Raw genomic sequence first — 20,376 nt, forward strand, 5'->3', positions numbered from 1 at the left:
TGAATGCGGCGCTGGCGGTGGGTCGCGGGCGACGCCACTCACCACTCCGCACGCCCCCGAGGCGCGCGCTTCGGGCTACCCATTGTTGGTCCGATCTTCTATGGTGAACCATATCGGGTCGCATGCGGCGAACTCGATAAATCCACGATATCAAAGGCTTAAGGCTCTAATCGAAGCCTTTGGAGGGCGGTTTGACGCGGTATATTTCGACCCGGGGTGAGGCCCCGGTGCTTGGCTTCTGCGATGTGATGCTGACCGGGCTTGCCCGTGACGGCGGGCTTTACGTGCCCGAGACCTGGCCGCAATTGTCGCCCGAGACCATCGCCGCTTTCTTCGGGCGTCCCTATTGGGAGGTCGCGGTCGAGATCATCCGACCGTTTGTCGCCGGCGAGATTTCCGACGCCGAGCTCGGCCGCATGGCGAACGAGGCCTATGCCACCTTTCGCCATCCCGCCGTGGTGCCGCTCGACCAGGTCGGGCCGAACCAGTTCCTGCTCGAGCTGTTCCATGGGCCGACGCTGGCGTTCAAGGACGTCGCGATGCAGCTGATCTCGCGGCTGATGGATCACGTGCTGGCCAAGCGCGCGCAGCGCACCACCATCGTGGTCGCAACCTCGGGCGATACCGGCGGCGCCGCGGTCGAGGCCTTTGCCAATCTCGACAATGTCGACCTGGTGGTGCTGTTCCCCAACGGGCGTATCTCCGAGGTGCAGCGCCGCATGATGACGACGACCGGTGCTTCCAACGTCCACGCGCTGGCGATCGAAGGCACGTTCGACGATTGCCAGGCGCTGGTGAAGGAGATGTTCAACAACCATCGCTTCCGCGACCAGGTGGCGCTGTCGGGCGTCAACTCGATCAACTGGGCGCGCATCGTGGCGCAGGTGGTGTATTATTTCACCTCGGCGGTTGCGCTCGGCGCGCCGCAGCGGACTGTGGATTTCACGGTGCCGACCGGCAATTTCGGCGACATCTTCGCGGGCTATGTCGCCAAGCGCATGGGGCTGCCGATCCGCTGGCTGCGGATTGCCGCCAACGTCAACGATATCCTGCCGCGCACGCTGAAGACCGGAAACTACGAGGTGCGCGAGGTGCACGCGACGGCGTCGCCGTCGATGGACATCCAGGTGTCCTCGAATTTCGAGCGGCTATTGTTCGAGGCCAGTGGCCGCGACGCCGATCAGGTGCGCCGCCTGATGGCCTCGCTGAAGCAGTCCGGCCGCTTCGTGCTGCCGGATGCGACGCTGGCCGCGGTACGCCGCGATTTCGATGCCGGCCGCGCCGACGAGACCGAGACGGCGGCCGCGATCCGCGCCGCCTGGCGCGAGGCCGGTGATCTCGTCGATCCGCACACCGCGGTCGCGCTCGCGGTTGCCGACCGCGATACCTCGGATTCGAAGATCCCGAACATCGTGCTGTCGACCGCGCATGCGGCCAAATTCCCCGATGCGGTCGAGGCGGCCTGCGGGGTGCGCCCGCAATTGCCGGCCTGGCTCGGAAGCCTGATGACGAAATCCGAACACATGACGGTCATGAAGAATGATTCCGCCGAGGTCGAGCGCTTCGTGCTGTCGGTCAGCCGTGCCGCCAAGCAGGGAGTTGCCTGATGAGTGTTGAAATCACCAAGCTGCCGAGTGGCCTAACCGTCGTCACCGACACCATGCCGCATCTGGAGACTGCGGCGCTTGGGGTCTGGGCCGGGGTCGGCGGGCGCGACGAGAAGCCGAACGAGCACGGCATCTCGCATCTCCTGGAACACATGGCGTTCAAGGGCACGGCGCGGCGCTCCTCGCGCGAGATCGTCGAGGAGATCGAGGCGGTCGGCGGTGACCTCAATGCCGGAACCTCGACCGAGACCACGGCCTATTACGCGCGGGTGATGAAGGCCGACGTGCCGCTGGCGCTCGACGTGCTCTCCGATATCCTCGCCAATCCGTCGTTCGTGCCGGACGAGCTGGAGCGCGAGAAGAGCGTCATCGTGCAGGAGATCGGCGCGGCGCAGGATACGCCCGACGACGTCGTGTTCGAGCACCTCAACGAGCTCTGCTATCCGGACCAGCCGATGGGGCGCTCGCTGCTCGGCACCGCCAAGACGCTGAAGGCCTTCAACCGCGACACGCTGCGCGGCTATCTGTCGACGCACTACCGTGCCCCGGACATGGTGGTCGCCGCCGCCGGCGCCGTCGATCACAAGCGCGTCGTCGAGGACGTCGCCGAGAAATTTGCGAGCTTCGACGCCACGCCGGCGCCGGCGCCGCAGCCTGCGATGTTCGGCAAGGGCGGTTCGCGGGTGGTGCATCGCGAACTCGAGCAGGCGCATCTGACGCTGGCGCTCGAAGGCGTGCCGCAGACCGACCTGTCGCTGTTCTCGTTGCAGGTCTTCACCAACACGCTCGGCGGCGGGATGTCGTCGCGGCTGTTCCAGGAGGTGCGCGAGAAGCGCGGGCTGTGCTACTCGATCTACACTTTCCACGCGCCCTACACCGACACCGGCTTTTTCGGCCTCTATACCGGGACCGATCCCGCCGACGCGCCGGAAATGATGGAAGTCATCGTCGACGTCATCAATGATGCGGTGGAAACCCTGACCGAGGCCGAGGTCGCACGTGCCAAGGCGCAGATGAAGGCCGGCCTGTTGATGGCGCTGGAAAGCTGTTCATCCCGGGCCGAGCAACTGGCACGCCATGTGCTAGCCTATGGCCGGCCGCAGACGGTGGAAGAGCTGGTGGCGCGGATCGACGCGGTTTCGGTCGAATCGAGCCGCAACGCCGCCCGCGCGCTGCTGTCGCGCAGCCGGCCCGCCGTCGTTGCACTCGGTAGCGGCAGGGGTCTGGACACGGCGGTGTCTTTTGCGGAAGGATTGACGAAGTCGAAGGCAAAGACGCTGCTGCATTAGGTTTTGGGTTCACCTGGCTCCGCGCTTGCGGGGAGGGGTCGAAGTCGAAGGCTTCGGGTGAGGGATCGAGCCGCAGATCGAGGCTGCGGAAAGGGCTCCTCACCCCGACCCTCTAAGAGCGAGCTTTGCTCGTCTCGACCCCGCAAACGCGGGACGAGGGTGAGGTCGGGGAGTGTTGGGCCATGGCCCTGTTTCGTTTGCCGTCCGGTGGACCGGCTGCACTGATGCCGCGGGGGCACGGGCTTTTGCTGCGTGCGCCGCAGATGTCGGATTTCCCGCAATGGGCGCAATTGCGCGAGTTCAGCCGCGCCTATCTGACGCCATGGGAGCCGATCTGGCCCTCCGACGACCTGACCCGCGCCGGCTTCCGCCGCAGGTTGCGCCGCTACAGCGAGGATATCGCCGCCGACCGCTCCTATCCGTTCATCATCTTCCGCGAATCGGACGGGGTGATGATCGGCGGTATCACGCTCGCCAATGTCCGCCGCGGCATCGTGCAGGCTGGCACGATCGGCTATTGGGTCGGCCTGCCGCACGCCCATCGCGGCTACATGACGACGGCGCTGCGGGTCCTGCTGCCCTCGCTGTTCGGCGAGCTCAACCTGCATCGCATCGAGGCGGCCTGCATTCCCTCCAATGCGTCGTCGATCCGCGTGCTGGAGAAGTGCGGCTTCACCCGCGAGGGCCTGGCGCGGCGCTATCTCTGCATCAACGGCATCTGGCAGGACCACCTGCTGTTCGGCCTGCTGCACGAGGATTTCCGCGGTTGAATCTTGGGCCAATGGCTGATGGCGGGCGCATCCGAACCGTTTCAGGATGCTTTCAGCGTGCCCTTGCAACATGCCTTTGCAACATGCCATCTCGACATGCCTTGGGTTCGCCGCCATTGGCTTGCTATAACGCCCGCGAAACGGGGAACTCTGGTTTGGGGGCTTTAGGGACATCGCATGGGTGACAGGGTGATCAGGTTCGCGCTCGCGGCGGCGGTATCGATCGGTCTCAGTGCCACCCTGCTGCCGGAGGCCAGCTCGGCGCAGTCGCTGAGCGACCGCTTCAAGAGCCTGTTCGGCGGCGGTTCGTCCGATTCGAAGCCGGCGACGCCGGCTGCGTCGCAGCCGCTCAACGATGCCGACGCCGGGCTGACCTGCCCGCCGGTGCAGATCCGCTCCGGGGCCTCGACCTATTCGGTGGCCGTGGACGGCAAGGAAGCGGTCGGTAACGACGTCAAATTCCTGGCCTCGATCACGCGCACGGCGCGCGAATGCAATCTCAACAGCGGCCAGATCACGGCCAAGATCGGTATCCAGGGGCGGATCATCGTTGGCCCCCAGGGCGCGCCGCCGACCATCCAGGTGCCGCTGCGCGTCGCCGTCGTGAAGGGCGGCGTCGGCGAGAAGACCATCGCCACCAAGGCCTACACCACCACGGTGCAGATGGACGACAGCGGCAGCGTGCCGTTCAGCCTGGTCGCCGAGGATGTCGTCTATCCGGCGCCGTCGGCCGCGGAGAACGACGATTACATCTTCTATATCGGCTTCGATCCGCAGGCGCTGAAGCCGGAGCCCAAGGCCCGGGCGCCAAAGAAGAAGCACTAGCGCCGGCCGTGACGCGGCCGCTGGCATAAGAAGCAGCAGGAACAAAGAAAAAGGCCGGCGCGATGATCTCGCGCCGGCCTTTTTCGGAAGGAAGTGTGATCGCGTCAGTTCAGCTTGGAACGGACTTCGGCGATGCCCTTGCCGACGAGGTCGTCGGCAACCGAGCCCTTGACCGACTGCGACAGGATGGTCGAGGCGGCGGTCACGGCGGCGTTGGCCGCGGCGGCGCGTACATCGGCCACCGCCTGTGCCTCGGCCTGGGCGATCTTGCCTTCGGCGGTCTTGGTCCGCCGGGCGACAAAATCTTCCATCTTGGTCTTGGCTTCAGCCGCGATCCGCTCGGCTTCGGCCTTGGCGTTGGCGATGATGTCGGCGGCTTCGCGCTCCGCGCTGGCGCGGCGCGCCTTGTATTCGCCGAGTAGCTTGTTGGCCTCGTCCTTCAGACGGCGGGCGTCCTCGAGCTCGGCCTTGATGCGCTCGGCACGATGATCGAGCGCCGTCAGCAGGGTGCGATGGACGCCGAGATAGCCGAACACGACCAGCAGAATGACGAAGGCGATCGCAACCCAGGTTTCCGGTTCGTAAAACATCGTCTATCCCTTCAGCGACGCGTCGACGGCGCTGTTGACCGCATTCGCGTCCGGCGTCACGCCGGCGAGTTGCTGGACGATGGCGCCGGCCGCATCCGCCGCGATGCCGCGGACGTTGCTCATGGCGTTGGTCCGGGTCGTTGCGATCTGCTTCTCGGCGTCGGCGAGCTTGACCGCCAGTTTCTCTTCCAGCGCCTTGCGCTCGACTTCCGAGGCCGCGTTCAGCTTCTCGCGGGTCTCGTTGCCGATCGCCTGCGCGTTGGAGCGCGCATTCGCCAGCTCGGTTTCATAGGCCTTCAGCGCCGCGTCGGACTCGTCCTTCAGCTTCTGCGCCTCGGCCAGATCGCCCTCGATCTTGTTTTGGCGTGCATCGATCGTCCCGCCGACGCGCGGCAGTGCGAAACGCGACACGATCAGATAGAGCGCGACAAATGCAATCGCCAGCGACACCAGCTGCGAAGCGTAATTGGAGGAATCGAACGGCGGAAAGGCTCCGCCGTGATGTCCGCCATCGGCCTCGGTGTGGGCGCCGGCATTCTGGCCTTTTGCCTCGCCATGACTCTCAGCCACGGTGTTCTCCTGTTGCTGTCATGCGCGCCGCCCTTTGGGACGACCTTTGGGCGGCGCGAAGGGGTTACCGCGAGAGCGGAACCGGGTTGCCGCTAAAGCGGAACCGGGGTGCCGCTCAGAGCGGAACGAACAGCAGAAGCAGCGCGATCAGCAGCGAGAAGATGCCGAGCGCTTCGGTCACGGCGAAGCCGAAGATCAGGTTGCCGAACTGGCCCTGAGCGGCCGAGGGGTTACGCACCGCAGCGGCGAGGTAGTTGCCGAAGATGATGCCCACGCCGACGCCCGCACCGCCCATGCCGATGCACGCGATGCCCGCGCCGATAAGTTTTGCTGCTGCCGGTTCCATTTGTAGCTCCTTGAGAAAGATAGACAGACTGGTGGGTGGAGATTCCCCGGACCGCTTAGTGTCCCGGATGAATGGCGTCGTTGAGGTAGATGCAGGTCAGGATCGCGAACACGTAGGCCTGCAGGAATGCGACCAGCAGTTCGAGCGCGTACAGCGCGACCGTGAGCGCCAGCGGCAGCACGCCGCCGAACCAGCCGAGCGCGCCGAGCGAGAAGCCGAGCATCGCGACGAAGCCCGCGAACACCTTGAGCGCGATGTGGCCGGCCAGCATGTTGGCGAACAGACGAACGCTGTGCGAGACCGGCCGCAGGAAGAACGACAGGATCTCGATGAACATGACCAGCGGCAGGATGTAGATCGGAACGCCGGAGGGGACGAAGATCTTGAAGAATTTCAGGCCGTTCTTGTAGAGGCCGTAGATCAGGACGGTGAAGAACACCAGGAGCGCAAGGGCTGCGGTGACGATCAGGTGGCTCGAGATCGTGAAGGTGTAGGGGATCACGCCGACCAGGTTCGAGACGCACAGGAACATGAAGAGCGAGAAGATCAGCGGGAAGAACTTCATGCCTTCCGAGCCGGCCGTGCTGCGAATCGTCGACGCGACGAACTCGTAGGAGATTTCGGCGACCGACTGCAGCCGTCCCGGAACCAGTTCCCGGCCGCTCGCCAGCATCAGGAGCGCGATCAGCAGCACCGCGATGAGCATGAAGAGCGACGAATTGGTGAAGGCGATCGTGTGATTGCCGATGTGGCCGAGCGTGAAGAGGGGCTCGATATTGAACTGGTGGATCGGGTCGATTTTCATCCGCGCGGCTCTTGGTCCACCGGCCATCGTGCCGGTAATCGAATTTCAAATGTCGTGACTTCCCGCCAGCGCTCAGCGCTTGCCCGAGGCCACGCCCGCGGACCTCACCACGTTGACAACGCCGGCGACGAAGCCGAGCAGCGTTAACACGATGAAGCCGAATGGCGACGTCGACAGCAAACGGTCGAATCCCCAGCCAATCGCCGCTCCGACGGCAACGCCCGCGATCAACTCCGAGGAAAGACGAAAACCGAGCGCCATCGCCGAAGCTCTGGCGGCACTGTCCCCGCTTTCAGTACCGGATTGATCAGTCTTGCTCCTGCGGCTGTCGCGAATTTCTGACAACCGATGATCGAGACTTCCGAGCCTTGCGGAAAGCGCAGCTTCGTCAGGAGGCGAATGATCGCGACTTCCACCTGCGCCGTCGTTGGTGTTCTCAGCCATGCTGCAAACACTAACCGAAGCCGCGGATGATGGAAATTGCGCCCGTCCCCGTCAAAAGCCGCGCGGACCATACTTACCGCGTCTAATCAAGTCAAGATTGCGTCGTAACCAGTTATTGCTTTGATTCTGCTGGATTTATTTGAAGATATTCAAGGTCAGAGTGACGCAGTGTTCGCAGTGCAACAGCTTGTATGCTGTGAAGCGATGTTGCGCGGCATTTCCCGCTCTGCTGGGATCGCTGAAAGTCCTCATCCTCTTGCGCAGTCAAGGTTCCGCATGTCACGCCAGATCGATTACTACTTCTCGCTGCAATCCCCCTGGGCCTATATCGGTCACAAGCCCTTCGTGCGGCTCGTAAGCGCTTACAATCTCAAGGTAAATTACCGGCCCGTGCTGCTGGTCGATTTGTTCTCGGAGACCGGCGGGTTGCCGCTCGCCCAGCGCCATCCGGTGCGCCAGCGCTACCGGATGATCGAGTTGCAGCGCTGGCGCGACAAGCGCGGGCTGAATTTTCACCTCCAGCCGGCCAACTGGCCGTTCAATGGGCGGCTTGCCGATGGCGTCGTGATCGCGATGCTCGAGGCCGGGCTCGATCCCGAGCCGTTTTTGCAACGCGCCTATCCCGCGGTGTGGGAGCTCGAGCTCAACCTTGCCAATGCTGCGACGCTGGTGAAGCTCGCCGACGATGCAGGCTTGCCCGGCCGGCAGTTGGTGGAGCGCTCGGGCTCGGATGCGATCAGCGCGGCCTATGAGCAGAATCGCCAGACTGCATTGGACGCCGGCGTGTTCGGCTCGCCCGGCTATGTGCTCGATGGCGAGGTGTTCTGGGGGCAGGACCGGATCGAATTGCTCGAGGACGCGTTGAAGTCAGGCCGCAAGCCCTATAGCTCTGTGGTCTAGGGGCAGGAATCAGGTTGAGGCGGAGCAAGCCATGCCCATCGCGATGTCGTCCTCGAAATTGTCCATCGCAATCGTTGCCATCCTGATCTCAAACGGCGCGGCGCTCGCGCAAACCGCGCCCGACACCGAGAACGGCCGCTACGCGTTGTCGCCGGCCGGCGATGGCTTCCTGCGGCTCGACACCCGCACCGGCGCGGTGTCGACCTGCACCAATTCCAGCGCCGGCTGGGCCTGTTACATGGTGCCGGACGAGCGCGCGGCGCTGGATGCCGAGATCGGGCGGCTGCAGGCCGACAATGACAGACTGAAGGGCGAGCTCGCCGCGCGCGCGCCATCGGCCAAGACCGACGAGGCGTTGCCGAAATCGGATCAACTGAAGAAGCCCGAGCCGAAGGTCGCCGAGGGCGAGCGCAAGATCGAGATTCCGCTGCCGAGCGACCGCGACATGGATCGCATGATGTCGTTCGTCGAGCGGGCCTGGCGGCGGCTGATCGAGATGGCCAACCGCGTGCAGCGCGATGTCAACGGCGGCAAGATTTGATACGGCGTTTGCAACGTCCATGTTGTCGTCCCGGCCTAGTGCGCAATTGCGCACTAGGCCGGGACGACGAGTTGAGAGACTGCAGATGAATTCAGCGAGAACAATGTCGCGCTCGGCGCCATCCTCGGTCGCGGCGACCAGCATTGTGTCGTCGCGCCTGGCGGTCGAAACGCCCGGCGCCGGCTTCACCGACATCACGCGCGAGGTCGCAAAATTCCTGCGCGAGGTGCGTGCCGGCGAGGGTGCGGTGACGCTGTTCATCCGTCACACCTCGGCCTCGCTCACGATCCAGGAGAATGCCGATCCAACCGTGCTGGTCGATCTGATGACGGCGCTCGATCGCGCGGCGCCCGAAGACGGCGGCTGGCGTCACAACACCGAAGGTCCAGATGACATGCCGGCGCATATCAAGACCATGCTGACGGCGACCTCGCTGCAGGTCCCGGTGCTCGACGGCGAGATGGCGCTCGGCACCTGGCAGGGCATCTATCTGATCGAGCATCGCGCCAGGGCGCACCGGCGCGAGATCGTGCTGCAATTCATCGGCGCCACGCGCTGACGGGTTGTACCTCGCTTCCAAGGCTTGGCTTTCAGGCTCTGGCTTCCAAAACGACATCGGCCGCGGATCGCTCCGCGGCCAATGCATTTTGATTACGGTGTCGACCGTCAGGTCTTGGTGATGTCGACGTCCTTGGTTTCCGGAATGAACAGCGCGCCGACCACGACCGTGATTGCCGCGAAGATGACCGGATACCAGAGACCGGAGTAGATATCGCCGGTCGAGGCTGTGATCGCGAACGCAGTCGCCGGGAGCAGGCCGCCGAACCAGCCGTTGCCGATATGATAGGGCAGCGACATCGAGGTGTAGCGGATGCGGGTCGGGAACAATTCGACCAGCATGGCGGCGATCGGGCCATAGACCATGGTGACGTAGAGCACCAGGATGAACAGCAGCCCGATGACCGAGGCCACCTGCGGACGGAAGACGTCGAACGGGTTCGACATCTTCACGATTCCGGCGTCACCCACCTTCGGATAGCCCGCCGCCTGCACCGCCGCGAGGATTGCGGGGTTCGACGTCTTGGCGTCCGTGTACGGCACTTCCTTGTCGTTGACGGTGACCTTCACCGGCGAGCCGGCCGGGCCCGGTACGGTGGAGTACTTCACCGACGACTGGGCGAGGAAGGCGCGGGCGGTGTCGCAGGGTGCCGTGAAGACGCGGGTGCCGACCGGGTTGAACAGATCGCCGCAGCCCGCGGGATCCGCAACCACCTGCACCTTGACCGTCTCATAAGCCTTTTCCAGCGCCGGGTTGGCGTTGGTCGTGATCATCTTGAAGATCGGGAACAGGGTAAGTGCGCCGATCAGGCAGCCGGCCAGGATGATCGGCTTGCGGCCGATCTTGTCCGACAGCGCGCCGAACACCAGGAAGAAGCCGGTGCCGAGCAACAGCGACCAGGCGATCAGGAGGTTGGCGGTGTAACCGTCGACCTTCAGGATCGATTGCAGGAAGAACAGCGCGTAGAACTGGCCCGTGTACCAGATCACCGCCTGGCCCATGGTCAGGCCGAGCAGGGCGAGGATCACGATCTTGGCGTTGCTCCAGGTCCCGAAGGCTTCGGTCAGCGGCGCCTTGGAGGTCTTGCCTTCGTCCTTCATCCGCTGGAACACCGGCGATTCGTTCAGCCGCAGACGGATCCAGACCGAGATGCCGAGCAGCAGCACGGACACAAGGAACGGAATGCGCCAGCCCCAATCGGCGAAGTCCTTCTCGCCGGTGAAGGTTCGCGTGAACAGGATCACCAGCAGCGACAGGAACAGTCCGAGCGTTGCCGTGGTCTGGATGAACGAGGTGTAGTAGCCGCGCTTGCCCTGTGGCGCGTGCTCGGCGACGTAGGTCGCCGCACCGCCGTACTCACCGCCGAGCGCGAGGCCCTGCAACAGGCGCAGCGAGATCAGGATGATCGGCGCCGCGATGCCGATGGTCTTGGCGCTGGGCAACAGGCCGACGATGAAGGTCGACAGGCCCATGATCAGGATGGTGACCAGGAAGGTGTATTTGCGGCCGACGATGTCGCCGACCCGGCCGAACACGATGGCGCCGAACGGACGCACCAGGAAGCCCGCGGCAAAGGCCAGCAACGCGAAGATGTCGCGCGTCGCCGGCGGATAGTCGGAGAAGAACTGCGCGCCGATGATGCCGGCCAGTGAACCGTAGAGATAGAAGTCGTACCATTCGAACACGGTGCCGAGCGACGACGCCAGGATGACGAAACGCTCATCCTTCGTCATGCCGGCGGGCCGCGCCGAAGTTGCAGTCATAGTGGACATTTGGATTGCTCCCCCCGAATTATTGCTGCCATGCTCGCCCCCGGCTGGCGGGTTAGGTCCGAATGGACCTTAGGCTTAAGTCGAGGGTAACATCGCAGTGAAACCCGTCCCAATAAGACTTTTGGCTTTTACACGCTTGAACTTATCTTTGCAGGCGTGAGCTGGATGGAACGTCCCCGCGTGCGTCTGTTGCGGCGCACAAGCTTGGCGGGTTAACTGAGTTGGCATCTGGTATTATCAAGGGCTTGCGTGATACTGCCACGCGGGCGACAACCGAACGGCGCGGGCTTCCCAAAGCCCGCTTGTGGGACTGAGATGACTGCTGCTGCCAATACTCATCTTGTCATCGCCGACGACCATCCGCTGTTCCGCGATGCGTTGCGTCAGGCGGTGTCCAGCGTCGTGAGTTCGGCCACCATCAGCGAGGCCGGATCGTTCGAGGACCTGACCGCGCTGTTGGAACGGGACTCCGAGGTCGACCTGATTCTGCTCGACTTGAGCATGCCGGGGATCAGCGGCTTCTCCGGCCTGATCTATCTGCGGGCGCAGTATCCGGCGATTCCTGTGGTCATCGTTTCCGCCAGCGACGATGTCGGAACCATTCGGCGCTCGCTCGATTTCGGCGCCTCCGGTTTCATCCCCAAGCGCTTCGGCGTCGAGACGCTGCGTGACGCCATCATGAAGGTGATGGAGGGCGACGTCTGGGTTCCGCCGGACACCGATCTGTCGGCGGCCGGCGATCCCGACATGACGCGGCTGCGCGACCGTCTGGTGACGCTGACCCCGCAGCAGGTGCGGGTGCTGATGATGCTGTCCGAGGGGCTGCTCAACAAGCAGATCGCCTACGAGCTCGGCGTCTCCGAAGCGACCATCAAGGCCCATGTCTCGGCCATCCTGCAGAAGCTCGGCGTCGAAAGCCGCACCCAGGCCGTAATCGCCGCCGCCAAGATCGCCGGTGGCCAGTGGCGCCAGGGCACGCCGTCGAGCTGAGTTACGCAGCCGGCATCACCCGGTACGCGCAGCGTCGCGCACCGGCCAGGATGTGATCGACGCGCTCGATCACGACGTCGCTGCCCAACACCGCGCGAAACACAGCAAGTTCGGAGCGGCAGAGGCCCTGACAGGCAGCCGCCGCTGCGCAGATCGGGCAGTGGTTCTCGATCAGCAGGAATCCGCCGGCGTCCTTGACCACGCTCGCCATATAGCCTTCGCGGCTGCGGATCCGGGCGAGCGCCGTGAGCCGCTGTCGGAGTGAGCCTTCGGTTCCGACCGCCTTCCGGTAGTCGGCAATGCCGGCGCGTTCGCGATGCGCGATCAGCGTCTCCAGGCCGCGCTCGCCAAACACCGCGTGCATCGACCGCAGCAGATCCAGCGTGAGGTCGGAGTGGCGGTCGGGGAAGCGCGCGTGGCCGCCCGCCGTCAGACGCCAATATTTGCGCGGCCGCCCGCGTCCTTCGCGTTCATCGCCGCTTTCCACGAGGCCCGCCGCTTCGAGCTTAAGCAGATGCTGGCGCGCACCGGCAGGCGTCATGTCGAGGCGCGCGCCGATGCCGGCGGCGGTCTGCGGGCCGCGCGTCTTCAGTTCGAACTGGATGCGATCCTGGCTGTTTATGTCGTCTTGACTCATCGGCCTATTTTAGAAACAAGATACTATCTAAAATAACCGGAAATCGCCGCCGCGTGCAACTGCCTTGGCGCCAGTCCGGAAGGAGAACTCCGACATGGAGCAACAACAAGTCCGCGCGGGGTGGCGATCGCTCCTCAAGCGCGAATGGATCCCGACACTGGCCGTCCTGCTCGGCGGTGTGCTGCTGCAATCCATGAACGTGCTGATGTTGACGACGGTGCTGCCGTCGATCGTTGGCGAACTCGGTGGTGTCAGCATGCTGAGCTGGCCGACCACGGCCTATCTGGCGTCCTCCATCGTCGCGGCGAGCTGCGTTGGTGTGCTCTCCACCGCGCTCGGCGCCCGGCAGGTCTACTGCGTCGGCGTTGCGATCTTCGGCGTCGGCGCCGTGCTGTGTTCGCTGGCCCCCGCGATGGGCTGGATCGTGGCCGGCCGGCTAATCCAGGGATTCGGCGGCGGCCTCGAGGCTGCCGTCGCCTATGTGCTGGTGCGCGGCACGTTTCCCGAGCAGATGTGGTCGCGAACCATCGCGCTGATGTCGACGAGCTGGAGCATGTCGGTGCTGATCGGCCCGCTGGTCGGTGGGTTGTTCGCGCATTTCGCGAGCTGGCGCGGCGCCTTTGTCGCCAGCGCCGCAACGGCCGCCGTGCTGGCGATCGCTGCCTTCTTCGTGCTGCCGCCGGTCACGGCGGCGCAGCGCGCGTCGCCGGCGCGCTTGCCGCTCGGCCGTGTCGCGCTGATCTGCCTTGCCATCGCCGCGACGTCGGCCACCTCTGCTGCCGGATCGTCCTTGCTGAAGCTCGGCCTGATCGTCACGGCGATCGTCTCGTTTGTCACGATGATCCGGCTCGATCGTCTGGCGTCACCCCGGCTGCTGCCTAGTGACGCGTTCTCCTGGCGCACCGGCACCGGCGTCGGGCTTTGGCTCGCGCTGCTGCTTTGCATTACTTTCAGTCCGTTGCAGATCTACGTGCCGATGTTCCTGCAGCAGCTGCACGGCTTCGATCCGCTCTCGGCCGGCTTCACGGTCGCCTGCGCGTCGCTGGGCTGGAGCGCCGCCTCGCTGCTGACGGCCGGCGTCTCGGCCCGCCGCGCGGACCGCTTGATGCTGACCGGTCCTGTGATCATGGCAGCTAGTCTTGTCGCGATCGGCTGGCTCGGTCCAAACGGCGCGGCGTCCATCATCCTGCTGGTCGTGGCGATCGCGCTGCTGGGAGCCGGTATCGGCCAGTGCTGGCCGCTCGTCGCACATCGCATCATGGACAGTGCCAAGGCAGGCGACGAGGTGGTCGCGGCCTCGTCGGTGCCGACCATCCAGCAGATGGGCTTTGCGTTCGGCGCGGCGATCGCTGGCCTGATCGCGAATGCCAGCGGCCTGTCGGGTGCGATTGCCGACGCGACGATGGCACGCGCCGCCTTCTGGGTGCCGGCGAGCTTCGTGGTGCCGGCCATGCTCGCCCTCGCCGCCGGGCTCCGCCTGCGGGCGCTGCGCAGGCCGTAAGCCGGCCGGTCTTAAGGCTACTCCGCCGCCACCATCTGCTGGGTGCGCCATTGTCCGAGCAGCGCGCGCAGCGAGGCCGGCTTCACGGGCTTGTTCAGCACCGCGATATTTTCCTCGCGCGCGGCCAGACGCACCGCGGGGCTGCGGTCGGCGGTGATCAGGATCGCCGGAATGCCGTCGCCGAAGCGGCGGCGGATCTCGCGGATCGCGGCGACGCCGTTGCCGCGGTCGAGGTGATAGTCGACCAGCACGCCGGTGACGCGGCCGCCGGCGGCCTCGATCGCGATGATCGCGCCGTCGGCATCGAGCACCGCGATCACTTCGGCGTCCCACGCCGTCAGCAGCGTCTTCATGCCGTCGAGGATGGCGGGATCGTTCTCGATGCAGACGATCAGCGAGCCGCTCATCGGCGTCTTCGACAGCGGCGTGGCGGTGGTGACGGCCGCGGTATGGTTCACGGCGGTGGCGACCGGCACGGTGACCGAGAATGCCGAGCCGCCGCTGACATTGGCCGAGATCGCGATGCGATGGTTGAGCACGCGCGCCAGCCGCTCGACGATCGACAAGCCGAGACCGAGGCCGCGGGCGATCCGGGCGCCCTGTTCGAGGCGGTGGAATTCCTTGAAGATCTCGCCGCGCTTCTGCACGGGAATGCCGACGCCGGTATCGAAGATGCTGATCTGGAGTGTGTCGCCGCGGCGGCGGCAGCCGATCAGCACGCGGCCGCGCGGGGTATATTTGATCGCGTTGGAGATGAAGTTCTGCAACAGCCGGCGCAGCAGCGAGCGGTCGGATTCGACCGGCAGCGAGCAGGCGATGAAGCGCAGATCGAGGCCCTTGTCGCGGGCGATCGGCATGAACTCGATCTCGAGCGAGCGCATCAAATCGGCCATCCGGAAGCTCGTGATCGCCGGCGTCATGGCGCCGGCATCGAGCCTCGAGATATCGAGTAGCGCGCCCAGGATGTCCTCGATCGCCTCGAGCGAGTCGTCGATGTTCTCGACCAAGCGCGAATCCTCGCCGCCGTTCTGGCGCTCGACGAGGCTCGTGACATAGAGCCGCGCCGCATTGAGCGGTTGCAGGATGTCGTGGCTGGCCGCCGCCAGGAAGCGGGTCTTGGAGGCGTTGGCGTCCTCCGCGATGCCCTTGGCGAGCGCGAGCTCGGAGTTCAGCCGCGTCAGCTCCTCGGTGCGATCGCGTACCCGCTTTTCCAGCGTCGCATTGGCGCGCTCCAGTGCCTCGGCGGCCTCGAAGCTCGGCGTGACGTCGGAGAAGGTGATGACGAGGCCGCCACCCGGCATGCGGTTGGCGCGGACCTCGATCACCAGATGGCGGTCGGTGAAGCGTTCCAGATAGGGCTCGCCCTCGGTAGTGTAGGCGCGCAGCCGCAGTTGCAGCAGGTTGTTGCTGTCACCGGCCGGCGGCGGACTGATCGCGCCCATGAATTCGAGGATCTCGGGCAAGGGGATGCCGAGTTGCACCAGATGCGGCGGTAGCGCGAGCAGTTCGGAGAACTGGCGGTTGGAGCAGATCAGCTGCAGATCGGCGTCGAACACGGCGATGCCCTGGCGCACGTGATTGAGCGCGGTCTGCAGGATCTCGCGGTTGAAATGCAGCGCGGCGTGCGAATCGTCGAGCAGCTTCAGCGCGGCCTTGGCCGACACCGTCCGCCGCTGCAGCAGCAGCGACATCACGAGGCGCGAGGACGCCGCTCCGATCGAGGAGGCGATCAGCCGCTCGGCGTGCTGCAGCAGCTCGAAATCGGCCGGCGCCGATGCCAGCAGCATGAGGTTGCGGTCGACGGCGAACGCGGCGAACGCCTCGCGGGTGCGGTCGGGGCCGAGATATTGCGTCACCGTGCTCTCGATGTCCTGCACCGTCACCGTGGTGCGCCAGCGCCGGAAGCTCGGCGCGATCGGGGCCAGTGCGTTGGGCACGAACACGTCGGCCTGCAACAGCTCGATCGAGGACGGCGCGCGCGCCAGGGAGAACAAGACGTAAGTGACGATGTTGAGCGCAAGGCTCCAAAGCACGCCGTGCAGCAGCGGCGGCAAATCGGCGCCGAATAGCGCCTGCGGCCGCAGCGCCTCGATCCCGAACGGCCCATGCTGCAGCAGCATCAGGCCGGTGGTCGAGTTTTCCAGGAAGCTCGGGATGAACAGCGTGTAGAGCCACATCGCGAAGCCGACCAGCATGCCGGCCATGGCACCGCGTGCGGTGGCGCGGCGCCAGAACAGCCCGCCGAAGAACGCCGGCGCGAGCTGGGTGATCGCGGCAAAGGACAGCAAGCCGATCGCAACCAGCTGGGTGTTGCCGAGCGCGCGATAGTAGAAATACGCCAGCACCATGATGGCGAAGATCGAGAAGCGGCGCGCCTTCAGGAGGAAGTCGCCAAAGTCCTTCTGGCCGGCGCGGGCATCGTCGCTGCGCGGCAGAACCAGCGGCAGCACGATGTCGTTGGAGACCATGATCGACAGCGCCACGCATTCGACGATCACCATCGCGGTCGCCGCCGAGAGTCCACCGACGAACACCGCGAGGCTGAGCAATTGCGCATTGCCCTCGATCGGCAGCGCCAGCACGAACATGTCGGCATCGACGGCGCCGAACGGGAAGATGACGAGGCCTGCGATCGCGATCGGAATCACGAAGATATTGATGACGATGAGGTAGAGCGGGAACAGCCAGCGCGCCCGGGTGACTTCGCCGGGCGCCGAATTCTCGACCACGCTGACGTGGAACTGGCGCGGCAGCAGCATGACCGCGCAGAACGACAGCAGTGTCATGATCAGGAAGTTACCGAGCGACGGCACATATTCGATCGCGCGTACCGCCTCCGGCGTCTTCAGGGCGCGTTCGTAGAGCTCGACCGGTGAGAACATCCAGAAGGTGACGAAGGCGCCGGCGGCGATGAAGGCAACCAGCTTGACGATGGATTCGGCGGCGATCGCCAGGATCAGTCCGTGCTGGTGCTCGGTCGCGTCGGTGTGGCGGGTGCCGAACAGCACCGCGAACACCGCCATCGCCAGCGTCACCATCAGCGCGATGTCGCCGATGATCGGGATTTTCGAGAACGCCTGGTCCTCGCTCAGGATGGTTTCCAGCGATGAGGCCATCGCCTTGAGCTGCAGCGCGATGTAGGGCACCGAGCCGATGATCGCGATCAGCGCCACGGTGGCCGCGACCGCCTGGCTCTTGCCGTAGCGCGCGGCGATGAAGTCGGCGATCGAGGTGATGTTCTGCGACTTGGCGAGCGCGATGACGCGGCGGAGCAGCGGGGTGCACAGCCCGATCATCACGATCGGGCCGACATAGATCGCCAGGAAGTCGACGCTGGTGCGGGTGGCGAAGCCGACCGAGCCGAAGAAGGTCCAGGAGGTGCAATAGATCGCGAGCGACAGCGGATAGATCCACTGGCTGGCACGGCCGCGCGCCCCCGCCGACCTCCGGTCGCCGCGGCTGGCAATGAAGAACAACAGTCCAATGTAGGCGAACGCCGTGGCGATGACGCCCCAGTCGTGCAGCATCGCTGCTCATCTCCTGTCCCGGCCGCTGGGAGGGCCGGGTGCCAGGATTATAACGCAAAGGGCCGGCGGTGCGATGCACGGCCGGCCCAAATTCGGGGGTGGACGCGGATAGGGTTACTCGGCGGCCAGCGACTTCTGGCGCAGCGGCAGGCCGAGCCGGTCCCAGACCTGGAGCAGGGCCTCGGCCAGCGCGTCGATCAGGCCGTCGTCATGGTAGGGCGAGGGCGTGATGCGCAGCCGTTCGGTGCCCTTGGCGACGGTCGGATAGTTGATCGGCTGGATGTAGATGCCGTGGTCCTCGAGCAGCAGGTCGGAGGCGCGCTTGCACTTCTCGGGGTCGCCGACGAACAGCGGCACGATATGGGTGTCGCTCGACATCACAGGCAGGCCGGCGGCGGTCAGGATCGCCTTGGTGCGGGCGGCGCGGTCCTGGTGGCGCTCGCGCTCCCAGTTCGAGGTCTTCAGATGGCGGATCGCAGCGGTTGCGGCGGAGCAGATCGCCGGCGGCAGCGCGGTGGTGAAGATGAAGCCCGGCGCATAGGAGCGCACCGCGTCGATGATCTCGGCCCGACCAGCGATATAGCCGCCGAGGCAGCCGAACGCCTTCGCCAGCGTGCCCTCGAGCACGTCGATCCGGTGCATCACGCCGTCGCGCTCGGCAATGCCGCCGCCGCGCGGGCCGTACATGCCGACCGCATGAACCTCGTCGACATAGGTCATGGCGCCGTATTTCTCGGCAAGATCGCAGATCTTGGCGAGCGGCGCGACGTCGCCGTCCATCGAATAAAGGCTCTCGCAGACGATCAGCTTCGGCCGGTCGGGACCGGCGGCGATCAGCAGTTCTTCGAGATGCGCGACATCGTTGTGGCGGAATATCTGGCGCTCGCAGCCGGCCTGGCGCACGCCTTCGATCATCGAATTGTGGTTCAGCGCGTCCGACAGGATCAGGCAGTTCGGAACGAGCTTGGCGAGCGTCGAGATGCCGGTCTGGTTCGAGACATAGCCCGAGGTGAACAGCAGCGAGGCTTCCTTGCCGTGGAGGTCGGCGAGCTCGGCCTCGAGCTGCACCAGCGGATGATGGGTGCCCGCGATGTTGCGGGTGCCGCCGGCGCCGGTGCCGACCCGGGTCGCGGTCTCGACCATGGCGCCGACCACCTTCGGGTGCTGGCCCATGCCGAGATAGTCGTTGGAGCACCAGATCACGACGTTGCGGCTGCCCTTCGGCGAGTGCCAGGTCGCGTGCGGGAAGCGTCCCGCGATCCGTTCGAGGTCGGCGAACACCCGGTAGCGCCGCTCGTCATGCAGGCGGTTGAGGGCGGTTTGGAAAAACTGGCTGTAATTCATCGGCGAACCCAGAAAGCGGAACCTGACCGGAAAAGCTGCCTCTTCTTAGAGCTTTTCCAGCTCTAATGTCTATGCACTGGCCCACATCTGGGCATGCGTCGCGGTTGGGCAAATTGCCCTAGCTGGGGACTGTTCGGCTTGACTTCGGTCAAATCGGCCGGGCGATGCCTTGCCGCCCGGCCCGGCGCTCAAGTCGTTTTGAAGCGCAGCATGCCGTCGGCGTGCATCTCGGCTGTCAGACGGCCCTCGACCAGCATGTAATTGACGTGGGCGACCAGTTCGCCGGCGGCGAAGCCCATCTGATGCTCGTCCAGCACGTGCTTGTGGAACACCACGGGCACCAGTTCCTTGGAGGTCTGCGGCACCTCGCGGCAGGCCTCGGCGATCAGGCGGCAGCGCTCCTCATGGTGATCGGCGAGCTGCTTGATCCGGGTCTTCAGCCCATAGAACGGCACGCCATGGCCGGGCAGCACCATCACGTCGTAGGGCAGGGTGGTGGTCAGGCTGGCCAGCGAGGCCAGATATTCGCCGAGCGAGTTCTGCTCGGGCTCGACCGCCCAGACGCTGACATTGGGCGAGATCTTGCTCAGCACCTGGTCGGCGGACAGGAACAGCTTGTCGGCCGCGCAATACAGCATCACCTGGTCGAGCGCGTGTCCGCCGCCGGTGATCACCTTGAAGCGCCGCGTGCCGATCACGACCTCGTCGCCATGGGTGAGGCGGTGATAGGACGGCGGCAGCACCGACACGCGCTTCAGGTAATCCTGGCCGCGGCCGAGCAGCTTCTCGGTCAGGTCCTCGTCCATGCCGTGACGGCGGAAGAACAGCCGCTGCGCGTTGCGCCGCTCCTCGGTGCCGCGGTTCTGGTGATAGACCGATTGCAGATATTCCACCTGCGACATGTACAGCGGGCAGTCGAAGCGCTCGGTGATCCAGCCGGCGAGGCCGACATGGTCGGGGTGCGAATGCGTCACGATCAGCCGCTTGACCTTGACGTGCTTCAGCGGTCCCTCGAACAGCGTGGTCCAGGCCGCGATCGATTCCTCATTGCCGAAGCCGGCATCCACCATGGTCCAGCCGTCGCCGTCGGCGAGCAGGTAGATGTTCACATGGTTGAGGCGGAACGGCAGCTTCAGCCGCGCCCACAGCACGCCGGGGGCCACCTCCACGACCTGGTCGTGGCCGGGATGGTTCTCCCAGGGGTATCGCAATGCCTCCGCCGAGGAGGGAAGGCTGTCGGTCTTCGTATGCATGCTACCGACTTAGCGGGACCCGGGCCGCCGCGCCAGCCGAAAAATCAGATAGTCGTCCGGAGAATGGGGTGGGAAATCCAAGAATTCCGTAGCCCGGATCAAGCGA

The 20,376-nt window shown here is 65.1% G+C and carries 19 protein-coding genes; 9 read left to right on the forward strand and 10 right to left on the reverse strand.

Going from position 1 to position 20,376, the window contains the following annotated elements:
• Window positions 1-191: 191 nt before the first annotated feature.
• The 4 genes from thrC to ACE103_RS03735 all read left to right on the forward strand — a co-directional run bounded on the left by thrC (window position 192) and on the right by ACE103_RS03735 (window position 4,491).
• Entirely contained in the window at window positions 192-1,607 is a 1,416-nt protein-coding gene (gene thrC, locus ACE103_RS03720) for a threonine synthase (RefSeq protein WP_375778374.1), read from the forward strand.
• Complete coding sequence (locus ACE103_RS03725) at window positions 1,607-2,896, forward strand: pitrilysin family protein (protein WP_223974394.1); 1,290 nt, start codon at window positions 1,607-1,609, stop codon at window positions 2,894-2,896. The genes thrC and ACE103_RS03725 overlap by 1 nt, the downstream gene beginning before the upstream one ends.
• A gap of 182 nt (window positions 2,897-3,078) precedes the next feature.
• Window positions 3,079-3,666: a GNAT family N-acetyltransferase gene (locus tag ACE103_RS03730; RefSeq protein ID WP_021076543.1), complete on the forward strand. Its 588-nt coding sequence runs from the start codon at window positions 3,079-3,081 to the stop codon at window positions 3,664-3,666.
• Window positions 3,667-3,843: 177 nt separating this feature from the next.
• The gene (locus tag ACE103_RS03735) at window positions 3,844-4,491 is read left to right on the forward strand and encodes a hypothetical protein (RefSeq protein WP_375778375.1); all 648 of its coding nucleotides are present in this window, start codon (window positions 3,844-3,846) and stop codon (window positions 4,489-4,491) included.
• A gap of 104 nt (window positions 4,492-4,595) precedes the next feature.
• On the opposite strand, the gene ACE103_RS03740 is transcribed toward ACE103_RS03735, so the two are convergent.
• From ACE103_RS03740 to ACE103_RS03760, 5 genes are all read right to left on the reverse strand, one after another.
• Complete coding sequence (locus tag ACE103_RS03740) at window positions 4,596-5,081, reverse strand: ATP F0F1 synthase subunit B (RefSeq protein WP_223974391.1); 486 nt, start codon at window positions 5,079-5,081, stop codon at window positions 4,596-4,598.
• Between the two features lie 3 nt (window positions 5,082-5,084).
• A complete protein-coding gene (locus ACE103_RS03745; protein WP_223974390.1) occupies window positions 5,085-5,651 on the reverse strand; it encodes a F0F1 ATP synthase subunit B in 567 nt (188 codons plus the stop codon).
• Between the two features lie 115 nt (window positions 5,652-5,766).
• Window positions 5,767-5,997 (reverse strand): F0F1 ATP synthase subunit C, encoded by a 231-nt coding sequence (locus ACE103_RS03750; RefSeq protein ID WP_016847054.1) that lies wholly within the window; start codon window positions 5,995-5,997, stop codon window positions 5,767-5,769.
• A 55-nt stretch (window positions 5,998-6,052) separates the two neighbouring features.
• Entirely contained in the window at window positions 6,053-6,802 is a 750-nt protein-coding gene (locus tag ACE103_RS03755; RefSeq protein WP_223974389.1) for a F0F1 ATP synthase subunit A, read from the reverse strand.
• Between the two features lie 72 nt (window positions 6,803-6,874).
• Window positions 6,875-7,246: an AtpZ/AtpI family protein gene (locus tag ACE103_RS03760; protein WP_223974388.1), complete on the reverse strand. Its 372-nt coding sequence runs from the start codon at window positions 7,244-7,246 to the stop codon at window positions 6,875-6,877.
• Window positions 7,247-7,522: 276 nt separating this feature from the next.
• Between ACE103_RS03760 and ACE103_RS03765 the strand changes: the two genes are divergently transcribed.
• The 3 genes from ACE103_RS03765 to ACE103_RS03775 all read left to right on the forward strand — a co-directional run bounded on the left by ACE103_RS03765 (window position 7,523) and on the right by ACE103_RS03775 (window position 9,246).
• A complete protein-coding gene (locus tag ACE103_RS03765; RefSeq protein ID WP_375778376.1) occupies window positions 7,523-8,146 on the forward strand; it encodes a 2-hydroxychromene-2-carboxylate isomerase in 624 nt (207 codons plus the stop codon).
• 31 nt (window positions 8,147-8,177) lie between these two features.
• Entirely contained in the window at window positions 8,178-8,687 is a 510-nt protein-coding gene (locus tag ACE103_RS03770; protein WP_375778377.1) for a hypothetical protein, read from the forward strand.
• Window positions 8,688-8,772: 85 nt separating this feature from the next.
• The gene (locus ACE103_RS03775) at window positions 8,773-9,246 is read left to right on the forward strand and encodes a secondary thiamine-phosphate synthase enzyme YjbQ (protein WP_375778378.1); all 474 of its coding nucleotides are present in this window, start codon (window positions 8,773-8,775) and stop codon (window positions 9,244-9,246) included.
• Window positions 9,247-9,353: 107 nt separating this feature from the next.
• Here the strand turns inward: ACE103_RS03775 and ACE103_RS03780 are convergent, their stop codons facing one another.
• Window positions 9,354-10,979, reverse strand: coding sequence for an MFS transporter (locus ACE103_RS03780; protein WP_374708056.1), 1,626 nt, complete (start codon window positions 10,977-10,979; stop codon window positions 9,354-9,356).
• Between the two features lie 354 nt (window positions 10,980-11,333).
• Between ACE103_RS03780 and ACE103_RS03785 the strand changes: the two genes are divergently transcribed.
• Window positions 11,334-12,008: a response regulator transcription factor gene (locus ACE103_RS03785; protein WP_223974381.1), complete on the forward strand. Its 675-nt coding sequence runs from the start codon at window positions 11,334-11,336 to the stop codon at window positions 12,006-12,008.
• A gap of 1 nt (window position 12,009) precedes the next feature.
• On the opposite strand, the gene ACE103_RS03790 is transcribed toward ACE103_RS03785, so the two are convergent.
• Window positions 12,010-12,645: a helix-turn-helix transcriptional regulator gene (locus ACE103_RS03790; protein WP_375778379.1), complete on the reverse strand. Its 636-nt coding sequence runs from the start codon at window positions 12,643-12,645 to the stop codon at window positions 12,010-12,012.
• A gap of 94 nt (window positions 12,646-12,739) precedes the next feature.
• On the opposite strand from ACE103_RS03790, the gene ACE103_RS03795 reads away from it, so the two are divergent.
• Complete coding sequence (locus tag ACE103_RS03795; RefSeq protein ID WP_375778380.1) at window positions 12,740-14,146, forward strand: MFS transporter; 1,407 nt, start codon at window positions 12,740-12,742, stop codon at window positions 14,144-14,146.
• Window positions 14,147-14,163: 17 nt separating this feature from the next.
• Here the strand turns inward: ACE103_RS03795 and ACE103_RS03800 are convergent, their stop codons facing one another.
• The 3 genes from ACE103_RS03800 to ACE103_RS03810 form a co-directional block, all read right to left on the reverse strand.
• A complete protein-coding gene (locus tag ACE103_RS03800) occupies window positions 14,164-17,673 on the reverse strand; it encodes a NahK/ErcS family hybrid sensor histidine kinase/response regulator (RefSeq protein WP_375778381.1) in 3,510 nt (1,169 codons plus the stop codon).
• A gap of 114 nt (window positions 17,674-17,787) precedes the next feature.
• The gene (gene hemA, locus ACE103_RS03805; protein WP_223974377.1) at window positions 17,788-19,017 is read right to left on the reverse strand and encodes a 5-aminolevulinate synthase; all 1,230 of its coding nucleotides are present in this window, start codon (window positions 19,015-19,017) and stop codon (window positions 17,788-17,790) included.
• 188 nt (window positions 19,018-19,205) lie between these two features.
• Window positions 19,206-20,270 (reverse strand): MBL fold metallo-hydrolase, encoded by a 1,065-nt coding sequence (locus tag ACE103_RS03810; RefSeq protein WP_223974376.1) that lies wholly within the window; start codon window positions 20,268-20,270, stop codon window positions 19,206-19,208.
• Window positions 20,271-20,376 lie beyond the last annotated feature (106 nt).

It is taken from the genome of Bradyrhizobium sp. ma5 (assembly GCF_042258955.1).
Taxonomy (GTDB): domain Bacteria; phylum Pseudomonadota; class Alphaproteobacteria; order Rhizobiales; family Xanthobacteraceae; genus Bradyrhizobium.

Bases quoted from the DNA above. Each gene is read 5' to 3' on its own strand.
- ACE103_RS03810 (WP_223974376.1), bottom strand. From the start codon at position 20,270: ATGCATACGAAGACCGACAGCCTTCCCTCCTCGGCGGAGGCATTGCGA.
- ACE103_RS03725 (WP_223974394.1), top strand. From the start codon at position 1,607: ATGAGTGTTGAAATCACCAAGCTGCCGAGTGGCCTAACCGTCGTCACC.
- ACE103_RS03740 (WP_223974391.1), bottom strand. From the start codon at position 5,081: ATGTTTTACGAACCGGAAACCTGGGTTGCGATCGCCTTCGTCATTCTG.
- ACE103_RS03780 (WP_374708056.1), bottom strand. From the start codon at position 10,979: ATGACGAAGGATGAGCGTTTCGTCATCCTGGCGTCGTCGCTCGGCACC.
- ACE103_RS03735 (WP_375778375.1), top strand. From the start codon at position 3,844: ATGGGTGACAGGGTGATCAGGTTCGCGCTCGCGGCGGCGGTATCGATC.
- ACE103_RS03795 (WP_375778380.1), top strand. From the start codon at position 12,740: ATGGAGCAACAACAAGTCCGCGCGGGGTGGCGATCGCTCCTCAAGCGC.
- ACE103_RS03790 (WP_375778379.1), bottom strand. From the start codon at position 12,645: ATGAGTCAAGACGACATAAACAGCCAGGATCGCATCCAGTTCGAACTG.
- hemA (WP_223974377.1), bottom strand. From the start codon at position 19,017: ATGAATTACAGCCAGTTTTTCCAAACCGCCCTCAACCGCCTGCATGAC.
- ACE103_RS03755 (WP_223974389.1), bottom strand. From the start codon at position 6,802: ATGAAAATCGACCCGATCCACCAGTTCAATATCGAGCCCCTCTTCACG.
- ACE103_RS03785 (WP_223974381.1), top strand. From the start codon at position 11,334: ATGACTGCTGCTGCCAATACTCATCTTGTCATCGCCGACGACCATCCG.
- ACE103_RS03770 (WP_375778377.1), top strand. From the start codon at position 8,178: ATGCCCATCGCGATGTCGTCCTCGAAATTGTCCATCGCAATCGTTGCC.
- ACE103_RS03730 (WP_021076543.1), top strand. From the start codon at position 3,079: ATGGCCCTGTTTCGTTTGCCGTCCGGTGGACCGGCTGCACTGATGCCG.
- ACE103_RS03750 (WP_016847054.1), bottom strand. From the start codon at position 5,997: ATGGAACCGGCAGCAGCAAAACTTATCGGCGCGGGCATCGCGTGCATC.
- ACE103_RS03800 (WP_375778381.1), bottom strand. From the start codon at position 17,673: ATGCTGCACGACTGGGGCGTCATCGCCACGGCGTTCGCCTACATTGGA.
- ACE103_RS03760 (WP_223974388.1), bottom strand. From the start codon at position 7,246: ATGGCTGAGAACACCAACGACGGCGCAGGTGGAAGTCGCGATCATTCG.
- ACE103_RS03775 (WP_375778378.1), top strand. From the start codon at position 8,773: ATGAATTCAGCGAGAACAATGTCGCGCTCGGCGCCATCCTCGGTCGCG.
- ACE103_RS03765 (WP_375778376.1), top strand. From the start codon at position 7,523: ATGTCACGCCAGATCGATTACTACTTCTCGCTGCAATCCCCCTGGGCC.